The organism is Pseudarthrobacter sp. fls2-241-R2A-168 (assembly GCF_030209335.1).
In the GTDB taxonomy this organism is placed as follows: domain Bacteria; phylum Actinomycetota; class Actinomycetes; order Actinomycetales; family Micrococcaceae; genus Arthrobacter.
Genome location: NZ_JARVSG010000010.1, coordinates 35288 through 48984, shown reverse-complemented (window position 1 = coordinate 48984; position 13697 = coordinate 35288). Strand labels below are relative to the sequence as shown.

Annotated in this window: 12 protein-coding genes; 6 read left to right on the top strand and 6 right to left on the bottom strand. The window is 67.8% G+C overall.

Annotated elements, in window-relative coordinates; all coding sequences use genetic code 11:
* Positions 1-13: 13 nt before the first annotated feature.
* Together QRN11_RS07240 and QRN11_RS07235 are read right to left on the bottom strand one after the other, a co-directional pair.
* Positions 14-604 carry a DM13 domain-containing protein gene (locus QRN11_RS07240; RefSeq protein ID WP_285250440.1) on the bottom strand — a complete coding sequence of 197 codons (591 nt, stop codon included), beginning with the start codon at positions 602-604 and terminating at the stop codon, positions 14-16.
* Positions 601-3348 carry a PEP/pyruvate-binding domain-containing protein gene (locus QRN11_RS07235; protein WP_285250439.1) on the bottom strand — a complete coding sequence of 916 codons (2748 nt, stop codon included), beginning with the start codon at positions 3346-3348 and terminating at the stop codon, positions 601-603. Before QRN11_RS07235 ends, QRN11_RS07240 begins: the two co-directional genes overlap by 4 nt.
* A 204-nt stretch (positions 3349-3552) precedes the next feature.
* Here QRN11_RS07235 and QRN11_RS07230 point away from each other — a divergent pair, with 204 nt between their 5' ends.
* Entirely contained in the window at positions 3553-4449 is an 897-nt protein-coding gene (locus QRN11_RS07230) for a diacylglycerol/lipid kinase family protein (RefSeq protein WP_285250438.1), read from the top strand.
* Positions 4450-4482: 33 nt separating this feature from the next.
* Here the strand turns inward: QRN11_RS07230 and QRN11_RS07225 are convergent, their stop codons facing one another.
* Together QRN11_RS07225 and QRN11_RS07220 are read right to left on the bottom strand one after the other, a co-directional pair.
* Positions 4483-4749: a hypothetical protein gene (locus QRN11_RS07225; protein ID WP_285250437.1), complete on the bottom strand. Its 267-nt coding sequence runs from the start codon at positions 4747-4749 to the stop codon at positions 4483-4485.
* A gap of 254 nt (positions 4750-5003) precedes the next feature.
* Positions 5004-5495 (bottom strand): hypothetical protein, encoded by a 492-nt coding sequence (locus QRN11_RS07220; RefSeq protein ID WP_285250436.1) that lies wholly within the window; start codon positions 5493-5495, stop codon positions 5004-5006.
* 97 nt (positions 5496-5592) lie between these two features.
* On the opposite strand from QRN11_RS07220, the gene QRN11_RS07215 reads away from it, so the two are divergent.
* The 4 genes from QRN11_RS07215 (at position 5593) to QRN11_RS07200 (ending at position 11089) form a co-directional block, all read left to right on the top strand.
* Positions 5593-6198 (top strand): hypothetical protein, encoded by a 606-nt coding sequence (locus QRN11_RS07215; protein ID WP_285250435.1) that lies wholly within the window; start codon positions 5593-5595, stop codon positions 6196-6198.
* A gap of 180 nt (positions 6199-6378) precedes the next feature.
* On the top strand, positions 6379-7401 hold the full coding sequence (locus QRN11_RS07210; protein ID WP_285250434.1) for a 3-oxoacyl-ACP synthase III: 1023 nt from the start codon (positions 6379-6381) through the stop codon (positions 7399-7401).
* Positions 7395-10106: an alpha/beta fold hydrolase gene (locus tag QRN11_RS07205; RefSeq protein WP_285250433.1), complete on the top strand. Its 2712-nt coding sequence runs from the start codon at positions 7395-7397 to the stop codon at positions 10104-10106. The genes QRN11_RS07210 and QRN11_RS07205 overlap by 7 nt, the downstream gene beginning before the upstream one ends.
* On the top strand, positions 10103-11089 hold the full coding sequence (locus QRN11_RS07200; protein ID WP_285250432.1) for an NAD-dependent epimerase/dehydratase family protein: 987 nt from the start codon (positions 10103-10105) through the stop codon (positions 11087-11089). Before QRN11_RS07205 ends, QRN11_RS07200 begins: the two co-directional genes overlap by 4 nt.
* A 15-nt stretch (positions 11090-11104) precedes the next feature.
* On the opposite strand, the gene QRN11_RS07195 is transcribed toward QRN11_RS07200, so the two are convergent.
* The gene (locus QRN11_RS07195; RefSeq protein ID WP_285250431.1) at positions 11105-12358 is read right to left on the bottom strand and encodes an RNA polymerase sigma factor; all 1254 of its coding nucleotides are present in this window, start codon (positions 12356-12358) and stop codon (positions 11105-11107) included.
* Positions 12358-12693 (bottom strand): YciI family protein, encoded by a 336-nt coding sequence (locus QRN11_RS07190; protein ID WP_285250430.1) that lies wholly within the window; start codon positions 12691-12693, stop codon positions 12358-12360. Before QRN11_RS07190 ends, QRN11_RS07195 begins: the two co-directional genes overlap by 1 nt.
* 183 nt (positions 12694-12876) lie before the next feature.
* Here QRN11_RS07190 and QRN11_RS07185 point away from each other — a divergent pair, with 183 nt between their 5' ends.
* On the top strand, positions 12877-13653 hold the full coding sequence (locus tag QRN11_RS07185) for a type 1 glutamine amidotransferase domain-containing protein (protein ID WP_285250429.1): 777 nt from the start codon (positions 12877-12879) through the stop codon (positions 13651-13653).
* Positions 13654-13697 lie beyond the last annotated feature (44 nt).

Here is a 13697-nt window from a genome sequence, read left to right as displayed (position 1 = left end):
GTTGCCGGGGCGGTTATGTGGTCAGCTCGGCGGCAGCGAAAGACACAGTGAAACGGGCGCACCAGATGCTGACCGACGTGTAGTCGCCCAGGTTCGCCGCCGCCGGGATCTCATAGTTCTGGTTGCCTTTGTTGGCCTTGAGAGAGCCCAGGTCGAGGTAGCGGCCGTCGTCGAACAGGTACCAGCCTGCTGTCCCCTCAACCACCGGTGCATCAGTGAGCCATACGTGCAGATCGGGGCCGTCTGAGGTGTCCAGGCCTTCGAAGCGGAGGACCCGGCTCCCGTCAGGGAGCTCGAGGATTTTCACCGTTCCCGAGCTGGCGTGTTCGTGGGAGATGAGTTGGCCTGTTGCCAGTTCCCGCGGAGCGGCGACGGCGGAGGGTGCGGTACCAGCGGAGGGTGCGGTACCGGCCGAAGGCGCAGCGCCGGCGGACGGCGTTTCAGTGGGTCCCTGCGACTGGGAGGCCGGGGCGGGGGCAACCGGAAGATCCTCGATGACCGTTGAGCTGGTGAAGATCCGCCAGGGCTGGAACAGGTAGAGGCCTACGGCCACCACGATGGCGGCAATGAGAAGCGCAGCCGGAAGGATTCTGCGCTTTCTCATGTAACGTCAACGTCCGGCTTCGCGGCGCCGTTCCGGCCTGGAAGACCGTTCGCCAAGGAGCTGCCCGGCGTGTCCCCGGCGGCCTCCCGATCCGTAGAAGCATCATCAGGCGTGACCGTCCCGGCGTCGCCATCCACGAGGATCCGCTGGCCGGTGGCCAGCCGCTGGGTGGCCACGCCGGTACCAAGGACGGCGGGGATCCCGTACTCGCGGGCCACGATGGAGCTGTGGCTCAGCGGACCGCCCACATCGGTCACTACGGCGGAAGCCATCGCGAACAGCGACGTCCATGCGGGAGTGGTGATGCGGGCCACCAGGACGTCGCCGGGCCGCATGGTGCCGAAGTCCTGGGGACCTGTCAGGACGCGGGCGAGAGCAGTGACCTTCCCCGCACTTGCTCCCACACCCTTGATCACGCCGCCGGGCTTTTGCCGGGGGCCGGCCGGCATCATCGATCCGAAGGCCTTGTCCATCCAGCGGCTTTCCGGAAGCATCTGCGGCGCGGCGGCCTTCGCCTGGCCCCGCCACAGCATCCTGCGTTCCTCGACGGCGGCGGCGCGGACGGGCCGTTCGGCTCCGGCAATAACGACGGCGGCCCGCGCCCCGGGCTCAGCAAGGCCGAACTCCACCGCGCTCCGCAGCTCCTGGTGCCGGAGCCAGAACACGTCGTCCGGGGCAGCGATGACGCCGGAGCCCACCAGCCGCTGCCCGAGTTCCAGCAGCATTTGCCGCAGAAGCGGCCAGGCCAGGCCGACGTCGGCCAGCGCGTCCTCGCGGATAGGAGCTGTGTCCTGCGCCCACCGAAGCAGGCGGAGGAAGGCGGCCCGGCGGCGCGGCCCCAGCCGCGCAGCCATCTGCTCACTGAGCGATTCCCGGCGCTCGGTCAGCAGCCGTTGACGCTCATGCGGGTCGGTGCCCTGCCCGCCCAGGTAGAACTTCACCGTTTCCAGCAGGGCGGACGGATCGTCGGCAGGTACCGGGCTGGCGAAATCCAGGTTGTAGACGGCATGGCCGTAGAGGGCCAGGTGCTCCCTGAACGCGAAACGCCATTCCTGCCACAGGCCATCGTTCACGCCGGCGGGCGGGGTGCCCGTGTGGTGGGACTCGGCCAGCGCCGCCGTCGGCTCGTCCAGCAGGGCCGAGGTCAGCTCGGGATCGCTGCGGGCCCAGCCGGCGAGGTCGTAGAGCGACTTTTCTGCACGGATGGGTTCGCTGTCGTAGCCCAGGAGGAATGTCTGGGCCGGTGGATCGCCGTCACGCCGGACCAGTTTGTCGTAGAAGGCCTGGAAGGAGATCTCGCTGGTGGCGGCGAGCGGAATGATGGACTGCACGGCCGTGTAGTAGACGGTGCCGGCGTCGAGAAGGGCCTGCACTCCCGCCAGCAGTTCCTCGCCGGTGAGCTCCGCCGTCGGCCTGGTGGACCAGTCCTTGATCGCGTTGACATACCGCGGGTGCGAAAAACCCCGCCAGCCGGCCACGCCCATGTGCGCCTTGCCGCGGACCAGAGCGCCCAGGGCCTTTGGCAGCTTGCGCATCATCCGCCACATGCCCGAGTTGCGGTAATAGTAGTAGGCGTAGCCGTTGATGGTGGGCAGCCCGACGTCGCCCTCGCGGATCACGGTCTTGCCCAGGGCTTCGGCCATCAGGGATTTCAGCGACCGCGCCACGGAGCCGTCAATCATATCGGCGAACAGTGGTGAGAGCGGGTCCGGCAGCTGTTCCACAATGCTCGCTCGGAAATAGAGCCCGTTCGGATAGGGCAGGGGCCACGTGTCCGGGGTGTCTGCCGCTGGCTCGGGCAGTGCTGTGATGGGCCGGGATTGCAGAATGTGGAACCGGCCGCCGGCCCGCGCCCACTCGATGTCCTGCGGCGTGCCGAAATGGTCTGCGATCTGCCGGCCGTACCGGGCCAGCTGGGCGGCGGTGTGGTCATCGAGCACTGGCTCACGACGGCGGGCTGCCGCCACCGGCTGCTCCTGCGTTCCGTTCTCCGCGTAGACGGTCATAACGTCCTTGTCCGCTGTCTGCCGGGAGACCACAGCACCGGTCCCGGCGTCGACCACCACGTCATCGGTGCTGACCGTCCCGCCCACCACCGATTCGCCCAGGCCCCACGCGGCACTGATCACCGCCTGGTCCCGCCGCCCGTTGGTGGGGTTGGCGGTGAACATCACCCCGGCCGCGTCCGCCTCCACCATCTGTTGAATGACGACGGCGAGGCGCACCTGGTCAGGCGCCACGCCTTCGCGGGCACGGTACGCCATGGCGCGCGCCGTCCAGAGCGAAGCCCAGCAGTCGATGACCGCTTTCATCAGGGCTTCCGCGCCCCGCACGTTCAGGTAGGTGTCCTGCTGGCCCGCGAAACTGGCCGACTCCAGGTCCTCTGCGGTGGCGGAGGAGCGCACTGCCACAGCTGCATCGCCGATGCCGAGGCGGCCGTAGGCTTCGGCCAGTTCGGCTGCGATCCCGGCGGGCATGGTGCCGCCTTGGAACAGTGAGCTGATTCGCTCCGAGGCCTCCTCATAGTCCCGGGGCTGCGCGTGCGGCGGGAGCGTGGCCAGGTCCTGGATTGCCGCCGCGAGGTTGTTGTCGGTGACGAAATCCGCGTAGGCGGCAGTGGTGAGGACGAACCCCGGCGGGACCGGCAGCCCGGCCTGGATGAGGCCGCCGAGGCCCACTGCCTTGCCGCCGGCCCCGGCGACGTCGCCGCGACCCACCTTGGCTAGATCATTGATATAGCTCATGAACGCGTCCTTGTTGCCCGGATGGGGCGGCTGGAGTTGAACTGGTTCTCCACATACTGGCACTGCCGCGGGCGGGTGGCCATAACTTCGGGGCATGACCGGGCTCCGCCGGCCCCCCACAATGGAGGATCCATGACCCGAAGGGATGGCTGTCGCCGGGCCTCGGCTGGACTTAACCGCAGCAGCGCCTGAAGGATGAACACCATGGCTGATGACCTGGCACCCGCCGCCCCCTTCGACCGTTTAGTCCTGATCTTCAATCCAGGCAGGGCCGGAATGGCCGGGCGCATAGAAACGCTGCAGCGGGATTTGGCCCTCGACCTGCAGGGCCTGCCCGTTGAGCTGCTCCCAACAGGCTTTGCGGGGCACGCCCGCGACCTGGCGAGGTCCGAGGCCGGGCGAGGAGCCCCGCTCATCGTGTCCGTCAGCGGCGATGGCGGATACAACGAGGTAGTCAACGGGGTGATGGACGTTCCCGGCAGCAGGGCGGTGTGCACGGTGCTTCCTGCAGGCAATGCCAATGACCATCACCGGAGCTTGCCCGCAAGGCCGCTGACGGACGCCATCCGCGAGCGCCGGCTACGGCATATTGACCTGCTGCGCATCACATTCCGCCGCGCAGGCGGTGAACAAATCCAGTACGCCCACTCCTACGTCGGGTTCGGGCTCACGCCGTTGATGGCGATCGGCATCGAGAAGGGCGGAAAAGGAAAGGTCCTGGAACTCATCTCCGTTGCCCGGACCCTCTCCGGACTGCGGCCGTTCGAGCTTGTACGGGATGACGGGGCCACGGCGCAGTTCGACAGCCTGATCCTGGCCAACATCTCCCGGATGGCGAAGTACGGAACAGTCAGCGAAGCGCACCACCCGGACGATGGCCGGTTCGAGGTGGTGACGCTGCCCCATGCCGGTCGGTGGAAGATGGCGCTGATGACACTGCGCGCCGTCACGCTGGGCCTAGGCCATCAACCCGCGGTCAGCAGTTATGCCTTCACCACGCGCAATGCGGTTCCCTGCCAGATCGATGGCGAAGTTGTGCATCTCCAGGCGGGCACGCACGTCCTAGTGGAGAGCGCCAAGGGCGCCCTCACCACCATCTGACGGATCTTCGCCGGGGTGCTTTCCTGGCGCTGCCTAGGGTTGCACGGAGTCGAAGAACGTGTACCCGGAATCTGGCTTCGCGGCCTCGGCTTCGTGCGACTTCATGCGGATGAAATCCACGTCCTCCTGGCAGAGCGTAGTCTCGCCGTGCGGGTCCCCGTTGAGGGGGTGGCCGGTGGCTGCACTGATTTCTGCAGACAAGGTCCGGGGAAGGATCATGCAGCCGGGGTTTTCGATCAACCACTGCGTAACCGCTGAAGGAAGCCGGTGCCACTGGTCTTGGATAAAAGTGTCGGTCATTGCGTGCCAACGATCTTGTGGATCCACTGTCCGTCCGCAGGAAACGTGGAACGGTTGTGGCTGGGGGCAGCGACCCGGGTCCGGATCACCGCAGGGAGGGGCGACGGTTGATGCCCGTTCCGGCCTGTGGTGCCATCAGGGCCGTCCTCGTTAATCAGGGACCGGATGTCCAGTCACGGCGTCCCCGACGTACAGCGAGTCTACGCTCCAACAGCGCACATTCAGCGGGTGCAGCCGGGGCAATCTACGCCGAGCTAAGGGACCGCCGGAGCCAGCGTGAAAGAAGGGGCGGAATCACCGAAGGAAGGACGCCGGCCGGATCGGTAAGCGGACTCGATGACCGGTTCGAGCTCGTCCAAAACGGTGTGGTTCCCGGGGAGAACCACGTGGGCCAGAAATTCGGATTCCAGAGTGGCAAGGCCTGCCGCCACCGCTGCCAGTTTGGCCTCTATTGACACGGACAGGGCGTGCCAAAACCTGCGGTTGGCGCGTTCAAGTGCCTTTTCCTTCGCTTCGCCGATGGGGCCCTGCGCTGTGTCCCCCGGGATCATCACGCTCCCGTCAGAGTCCGGCAAGGAAACTACTATCCGGAAGTGCCTTCCGCCGCCCCTGAAGGCGATGGCACTCTGATGACCGCGCTGACTGAAAAGAACGTCGGTGGCGCCGTAATTTACGAGCGCTAGCCTGATGCGTTCCCGGGAAGCGCCGCTGCTCAACGAGTCGCCGCGGGTGTAAGGACTGGTCATGGTTCAACTATGCGCCCTTTGGCCACTCCTTCCTACGCCGGGCAGCCGCGGGTCTCCCTGGCCGGCGTCGCCAGCAGGAGGCCATAGACTCGGAGCCATGTCAGCTTCTGGGGGAGTGCCGGCACGGCGCGGAGGAATGGATATGGTTTCCGGTGCCTGTGCCGGGACGTACGGAGCCAAGCTGACCATCGTGAAGGGTGACGGCGAACCGGAGGCCTCCAGCTTTGAGTGCGGCTCCACCTTGGACCGCTTTGTCAGGCACGACGGCGGGCCCATCACCATCAGCGCGGTCCCGCCGTCGGGCAAGCCTGCCGCAACAGGGGTCAAAGTCCAGACCAATCCGGACCGCAGGGCCTCCGAGCTGGAGGATCTGTCCGAGTGGTCGGAGGAGCAGCTGCAGCCGCGGCTGCCCGGCGAGTTTCGCGGCACCAGCAGCGGAAACACCACCAGCACCGCCAGTTTGATGGCAGCACCGGGCCAGTACGAGCTCCAGTTCGTCTGCGACTGGCTGCCGGGGGCCCAGCTGTCCGTGTCCACGGCGGCAGGCGTTGAAGTCCTGGCCCCGGTGCAGGTGCCCTGCACGGGGACGATGTTCAAGGCGCCAGTGCAGCTGCCTACCGAGGGAGTGGGCCTAACTATGATCCGGGACGGTGGGCTGGAGGGCCGCTTCGCCTACCGGCTTGTTCCAGGCGGCCAGCCCTGAGGAGTACTACCTCAGCCTGTTTCGTAGGGGCAGTCCCTGGATCCGGCTGTATCCTTTCCTAAGCATGCTTACCATCGGCATTTCGCGGATGCCGGGCACGGACGGGCATTATTAAGCTCTGCGTTTGCCCTGATGGGTAGATTGCCGCAGGCACGCAGGACGGACGAACAGGGGCTTGAATTGGCAGGGAATGCAACCTTCCGGCACAGCAACACCGCGCTGCTCTCGGTGAGCAGCGTCGAAGCTCCGAGGATCGTGAGCTCTACGGATTTTGACCGCCGGTTGGCTTCCACCCTGCAGCGGCTGAAGTTCCCGCCCCGGCTGCTGGAACGCGTAGCCGGCGTCACGCATAGGCGCTGGTGGGCGGCCGGAACGTCCTTTGATGATGCTGCCGCCGAAGCGGGGGCAAAGGCCTTGGCGGAGGCCGGCGTTGAAGCGTCCGATGTGGGCCTGCTGATCAATACCTCCGTCACGCGGCGCAACCTGGAGCCGTCAGTGGCCGTGAAGATCCACCACGGACTTGGCCTGCCGTCGTCGGCCATGAACTTCGACCTCGCTAACGCCTGCCTGGGATTCGTCAACGGCCTGACCCTGGCGGCCAACATGATCGATTCCGGCCAGATCAAGTACGCCATGATCGTCAACGGCGAGGACGCCGAGGCAACGCAGGAGGCCACGCTGGCCCGTCTGCAGCGGCCCGAAACCACGCGCGAGGACTTCAACCGGGAGTTCGCCACACTCACCCTGGGCTCCGGCGCCGCCGCCGCCGTCCTGGGCCCCGCGGACCAGCACCCCGGTTCACACCGGGTGGTGGGCGGCGTGATGCGCGCCGGCACCGAACACCACGAGCTCTGCGTGGGCGGCATTGACGGCATGGCCACCGACACCAAGGGACTGCTCGACGGCGGCCTGCAGCTCGTCGTCGACGCCTGGCACGAGGCGCGGGCAGAGTGGGACTGGGCCGCCATGGACCGGTATGTCACGCACCAGGTGAGCAACGCCTACACGCAGGCGATCATTGACGCGATCGACCTGGACCCTGCCAGGGTGCCCATCACGTTCCCGCACTGGGGCAACGTGGGCCCGGCGTCGCTGCCCATGACCCTCGCGGCCGAGGCGCAGTCCCTGGAAGCGGGGGACCGGGTGCTTTGCATGGGCGTCGGATCCGGATTGAACACCGCCATGATGGAAATCGTTTGGTAGCCGCCAGCTGGCCCGGCGTGGACCCGGAGTGGTCGCGTGACATCGAGGTTGCTTCCACGTCCGACGCCGATCGGCCTGGCACAGTGCGCCGCTGGCACCTGCTGGACAACGGCGCGCAGCTGTCCCGCCGTGGCCTGGTCCCCGCCGGCACCCTGCTGTGCGTGCACGGCAACCCCACCTGGTCCTATCTGTGGCGGACGCTGCTGGCTGCCGGATCCGATCCGGCCCGCCCGTGGCGCGTTGTGGCGGTGGACCAGCTGGACATGGGCTACTCGGAGCGCACCGGCACTTTCCGGCGGCTGGCCCACCGGATCAACGACCTCGGCGACCTCACGGACGCCCTGGGCCTGGACGGGCCGGTTGTCACTGTGGGCCACGACTGGGGCGGCGTCATCAGCCTGGGCTGGGCGCTCGCGCACCCGCAACAGTTGGCCGGGGTAGTGCTGACCAACACCGCTGTCCACCAGCCCGCCGGGTCGGAAATCCCGCCGGCCCTGCGGCTTGCCCTGCACCCCGCCGTGCACAAGTGGGGAACCACGACGTCGGACGCTTTCCTGCGCGTGACGCACTCGCTGGCGCACCCGCCGCTGCCCGCCGAGATCCGAGACGCCTACATGGCCCCCTACCGCGGAGCCGACCGCCGGGCCGGGGTGGGGAACTTCGTTGCCGACATCCCCGCTGACGCCTCCCACCCCAGCTTTCCGACGCTCACTGGCGTGGCGGAAGGGCTGCGCGGGTTGAAAGTCCCGGCGCTGATGCTCTGGGGCCCGCGGGATCCCATCTTCTCGGACCGGTACCTCAAGGACCTCATCAACAGGCTCCCGCACGCGGAGGTGCACCGCTTCGAAGGTGCCGGCCATCTTGTGGCGGAGGACCGGGACATCGCAACGCCGGTTTTCCAGTGGCTTGCCGGGAACGTTGATGGCAACGAAGGCGAGTCCACGAAACCTGTAACCACGCCTGCCGGCGGCCAGCAGCAGGACGCGGCCCAGCCCGCGCCGGCCGAATTCCGGCCCCTCTGGCACCCGCTCCAGCAGCAGGCATCAGGACCGGCGGGAGCGGACACCGCCGTCGTGGAAATGGCTCCCAACGGTACGGCCGCCCGCTCGCTCAGCTGGCGGCAGCTGGACCGCAACATCCTGGACCTCGCCGCTGGGCTGCGGGAAGCCGGCGTGGAAAGCGGCAGCCGGGTCAGCCTGATGGTTCCGCCCGGGGTGGACCTGACCGTGGCCCTCTACGCCTGCCTCCGGCTGGGCGCCGTGGTGGTGGTGGCCGACGCCGGACTGGGAACCAGGGGCCTGAGCCGCGCCGTCAAAGGCGCCACCCCTGATGTCCTCATCGGCATCGACAAGGCCCTCGCGGCCGCTTCACTACTGGGCTGGCCCGGGCGGCGGATCAGCGTGCGGGACCTCCCGGCTGCCCGCCGTCGGATCCTGGGCGTGGAGACCTCCCTCGACACCCTGGCCCGCTCCGGAGCCGGCGGCGGACCGGGGCATTCAGCAGACATGGTGGACCCGGACGCCCCGGCCGCCGTGCTCTTCACCTCCGGCTCCACCGGCCCCGCCAAGGGTGTGCTTTATACGCACCGGAAGCTGGCGGCGATGCGGGACACGGTTGCTGAAACGTTCGGGATCCGTCCCGGTGCCCGGCTCGTGGCAGGGTTCGCGCCCTTCGCGCTGCTGGGACCGGCGCTCGGTGCGGTGTCAGTGACGCCGGCCATGGACGTCACCGCGCCGCGCACCTTGACGGCCAGCGCGCTCGCCGACGCTGCCGCGGCCATCGACGCCACGGTGGTCTTCGCCTCGCCGGCGGCTTTGCGCAACGTCCTTGCCACGCAAGACGGCCTCAGCAGCGCAGGGCATAAAGCCCTGGAACGTGTTGAGCTGCTGCTCTCGGCCGGCGCCCCCGTCCCGGAACCGTTGCTGGCCGATGTGCAGCGGCTGTTGCCCCGGGCCTCGCTGCACACCCCGTACGGGATGACCGAGGCGCTGCCGGTCACCGATATCAGCCTCGAGCAGATCCAAGCGGCCGACGCCGATGCTGCCGCCGGCACCTCCGCTGGAGCAGACGCCGTGGCGGGAGCGGGTAACGGGGTGTGTGTGGGAAGGCCCGTGCATGGCGCACGGGTAGGCATCGTCCCACTGGCCGCGGACGGCACCGCCACAGGAGCCGATCTCGGAACGGAGGCCGGCATCACCGGCGAGATTCTGGTGTGTGCCCCGCACGTCAAGGAAGCGTACGACAGGCTCTGGCTGGTCCAGCGGGAGAGCGCCAGCCTGCCGGGCTGGCACCGCACCGGCGACGTGGGGCATTTCGACGCCGCGGGCCGGCTTTGGGTAGAAGGACGCCTCGCCCATGTGGTCACTGCGCCCGGTGGTGTGGTGACACCCGTGGGTGCCGAACAGGCCATCGAACGCCTCGAAGGCGTCCGGCTGGCGGCGATCACCGGCGTCGGACCGGCGGGCACCCAGGCCGTGGTGGCCGTCGTCGAGACCTCCCCTCCTGCCCGGAAAGCCGGACCGGCTGAGCCGCACCTGGCCGGGCGGGTCCGGAAGGCTGCATTGGAGGCCGGCGTGAACGTCTCCGCCGTGCTGGTGGTCCCCGCGCAGCCCACGGACATCCGGCACAACGCCAAGATCGACAGGCCCCGCCTTTCCCGCTGGGCTTCGCGGGTGCTGGCCGGCGGCCGTCCGGGCAAGCCATGAGGGTCCTCGTCACGGGTGCCAGCGGGCTGCTCGGGGGAGAGGTGGCCCGGCTGCTGGTGCACCAGGGCCATGATGTGGTGACGTTCCAGCGCCGTCCGTCGGGGGTCGACGGCGCCACGGACTTCTGTGGGTCCGTCACGGATAAAGAGGCGCTCCGGGCAGCAGTTGCAGGCGCCGACGGAATCATCCACCTGGCGGCGAAGGTTTCCTTCACGGGACGGGCCGCGGAGTTCAATGAGGTGAACGTTGAAGGGACCCGCCGTCTGCTCAATTGCGCCCGCGCCGCTGGGGTGCGGGACGTGGTGTTTGTGTCCTCCCCATCGGTGGCCAATTCCGGCGCCGCCATCACGGGGCAGGGCGCTGAGCCGGCGGACCCGGAGCACGCGCACGGCGACTACGCACGCACCAAGGCCGAGGCGGAACTGCTGGCCCTGGCAGCGGATGGGCCGGACTTCCGGGTGGCGGCGGTTCGTCCCCACGTTGTGTGGGGCCCGGGGGACACCCAACTGGTGGAACGGGTCCTGGCGCGCGCCGGCCAAGGCCGCCTCCCGCTGCTCGACGCCGGTGCTGCCCTGATCGACACCACGTACGTGGACAATGCCGCCGCGGCAATCGTCGCCGGACTGCACCGGATGGACCATATCCACGGCAGGGCTCTGGTGGTGACCAACGGCGAGCCGCGCCCGGTGGGTGAGCTGCTGGCAGGGATCTGTGCCGCGGGTGGCGTCCGCCCGCCGTCGTGGTCTGTGTCCGGTGCGGTGGCGCGTGCGGCGGGAGCCGTGGTGGAGAAGGTCTGGACCTGGGCGGGCCGGGAAGAGGAGCCGCCGATGACCAGGTTCCTCGCCGAGCAGCTCTCCACTGCCCACTGGTTCGACCAGCGCGGGACCCGCGAACTCCTGGACTGGACGCCCGCCGTCTCGATTGATGAGGGCTTGGCGCGGCTGGCCGGGCACTACGGGACCAAGCCGGAGGCCCGGTCCTGAACGTCAAGGGGACAATCAACCCGCCAGTCCGCTAAGCCGGGCCTGGAGGAAGCGCCGTTCGGTGTCGTTTTCCGTCAGGATCAGTGCCTCCTCGAAAGCGCCGCGTGCCTCCTCGAACCGGCCCAGGCGGACCAGGAAGTCGGCCCGCGCGGCGGCAAGGTACGGGTAGCGGGCCAGCAGGGGTTCGGTTCCCAGCGCGTCCAGCTCAGCCAGGCCTTCGGCGTGGCCCACCGCGAAGCCGAGGGCGATCGCCCGGTTGAGCCTGACGACGGGGGATGGCCACTTTTCCAGGAGCAGGTTGTACAGGCCGAGGATTTCCTGCCAGTCCGTCCCGGACCACGACGTGCTTTCATCGTGGACCGCCGCAATGGCCGCCAGAAGGGCGAAACGGCTCGGCGGACGGATATTCAAAGCCTCGCGCAGGAGAGCAAGTCCTTCAGTGATGGCTGATTGGTCCCACTTCGATCGGTCCTGGTGCTCCATCAGCACCATCTCCCGATGTTCGTCCAGCCTGGCGCCACTGCGGGCATCGGTGAGCAGGATCAGCGCAAGAAGCCCGGCAATGTCGCCATTGCCGGGCAGCAGGACGCGAAGCATCCGGGCGAGCTCGTGCCCCCGTTCCGCCAGGTCCCGGCGCATCAGGTTCCCGCCCACAGGCGCAGTATGCCCGGTTGTGTACACCAGGTAGACAACAGACAGGACGCCGTCCAGGCGTTCCCGGAGTTCTGACGCCGCCGGAATGCGGTAGGGGATCCGGGCAGCCGCGATCTTCTTTTTCGCCCGGGTAATCCGGGCCGCCATCGTGGGTTCCGGTACGAGGAACGCGCGCGCCACATCGGCCGTGGAGAGCCCGCAGAGCAGCCGCAGCGTCAGCGCCACCTGGGCTTCCGGGGCGAGGGCAGGGTGGCAGCAGGTGAAGATCAACCCCAGCCGGTCATCGGGCACACCGTTACCATCCTGATCCGGCTCGCCTTGCCCGAAGTCACCAGGGTCCAGGAGCTTGGGAAGCGCCCGCCGCTCGGTGGCGGCGCGGCGGTGCATGTCGAGGGAACGTCGCCGCGCGGCCACGGTGAGCCACGCTCCGGTGTTCTTCGGGATGCCGCGCGGACCCCACGTGGACAAGGCACTGGCGTAGGCGTCCTGGACCGCTTCTTCGGCCGTGTCGATATCGCCGGTGACGCGGACGGTGGCCGCCAGCACGAAGGCCCACTCCCTGCGGTGTGCGTCCGCCACCGCGGCAGCAACTTCCGAGCTGGCGGCCGGGGACATCAGCTGACCACCCGGACGGGCCGGACCTCTACCCCGACGCCGGCAGGAACCTCCTTGGCGATCTCCAGCGCCTCGTCCAGGTCGGCTGCCTCAATCAGGAAGTAGCCGCCCAGCACCTCCTTCGACTCGGCGAAAGGACCGTCCGTGACGGAGAATCCACCAGATCCATCACGCCGGATAGACGTCGCCGTCGAGGCCGGGTGTAGTGCGGCCCCACTGAGCAGGGACCCGTTCCGGCGCTGCATAAACTCCTGGTAGGTGGGGCTGATGGACTCGCCCTCCGCTTGTCTGGCAACTGCCTCGTCCTGGAAGATCAGGATCAAATACTTGGACATTGTTATCCCCTCATCTGTTATCTGTAAGGCCGTCCTTTGCGGCCCTACATATCCGACGCGCGGGAGGAGCCCGGATCGACAATTGCCGGCAGCAATTTTTGGGAAGGCTCCCGCGAATATTCTCTGCCTAATCCAGGCTTTGGGCTGGGCGTAGGGTGGGAGCTGGACGAAAAGGAGCACTTCATGAAGAAAATCCTCATGGTACTAACCAGCGTTTCCGAGATCGGCGATACAGGAGAGAAGACCGGCTACAACGTGGCCGAGGCTGCGCATCCCTGGAAGGTCTTCAAGGACTCCGGGCATTTCGTCGACTTTGCGTCCATCCAGGGCGGCCAGCCCCCGCGTGACGAGGTGGACTCGAAAGATCCCATCCAGGTCGCCTTCACGGAGGATGAGACCACCCGCGCCGGCCTGTACAACACTGCCCGCGTGGACGTGGTTGATCCGGACCAGTACGACGCCGTCTACCTCGTGGGCGGCCACGGCACCATGTGGGACTTCCCGGACAGCGAAGGCCTGCAGAACCTCGTGGCCAGGGTTTACAACAACGGCGGCCTGGTGGGGGCGGTCTGCCACGGACCGGCCGGCCTGCTGAACGTGGAACTTGAGAACGGGCTGCGCCTCGTCGAGGGCCGGAAGGTTGCCGCCTTCACCAATGACGAGGAGGTTGCCGCAGGGAAGGACAAGGTCATCCCGTTCTTCCTGGCGGACCGGTTGGAGGAGCAGGGCGCCACCCACGTCTCCGCTGACGTCTTTGAGAAGCAGGTGGTGGTTGACGACAGGCTTGTGACCGGCCAGAACCCGGCGTCGGCTGCCGGGGTGGCCAAGGAAATGGAGAAGCTCTTCGCTGAGGTCATCCACCAGGAAAAAGCCGAGGAACGGCACGAGACCGAAGCCCTGCGCGCCGAAAAAGACGCCGAAAAAAGCGCCAGGAAGGCTGCCGCGGAAGCGGAGCACTAACCCCGGCAGCGCACTGGAACTGAATGCCACCCTGAATGACAGGG

Excerpts from the sequence above, each read along its gene's own strand:
- QRN11_RS07240 (WP_285250440.1), bottom strand. The coding sequence starts at position 604 with ATGAGAAAGCGCAGAATCCTTCCGGCTGCGCTTCTCATTGCCGCCATC.
- QRN11_RS07235 (WP_285250439.1), bottom strand. The coding sequence starts at position 3,348 with ATGAGCTATATCAATGATCTAGCCAAGGTGGGTCGCGGCGACGTCGCC.
- QRN11_RS07230 (WP_285250438.1), top strand. The coding sequence starts at position 3,553 with ATGGCTGATGACCTGGCACCCGCCGCCCCCTTCGACCGTTTAGTCCTG.
- QRN11_RS07225 (WP_285250437.1), bottom strand. The coding sequence starts at position 4,749 with ATGACCGACACTTTTATCCAAGACCAGTGGCACCGGCTTCCTTCAGCG.
- QRN11_RS07220 (WP_285250436.1), bottom strand. The coding sequence starts at position 5,495 with ATGACCAGTCCTTACACCCGCGGCGACTCGTTGAGCAGCGGCGCTTCC.
- QRN11_RS07215 (WP_285250435.1), top strand. The coding sequence starts at position 5,593 with ATGTCAGCTTCTGGGGGAGTGCCGGCACGGCGCGGAGGAATGGATATG.
- QRN11_RS07200 (WP_285250432.1), top strand. The coding sequence starts at position 10,103 with ATGAGGGTCCTCGTCACGGGTGCCAGCGGGCTGCTCGGGGGAGAGGTG.
- QRN11_RS07195 (WP_285250431.1), bottom strand. The coding sequence starts at position 12,358 with ATGTCCCCGGCCGCCAGCTCGGAAGTTGCTGCCGCGGTGGCGGACGCA.
- QRN11_RS07190 (WP_285250430.1), bottom strand. The coding sequence starts at position 12,693 with ATGTCCAAGTATTTGATCCTGATCTTCCAGGACGAGGCAGTTGCCAGA.
- QRN11_RS07185 (WP_285250429.1), top strand. The coding sequence starts at position 12,877 with ATGAAGAAAATCCTCATGGTACTAACCAGCGTTTCCGAGATCGGCGAT.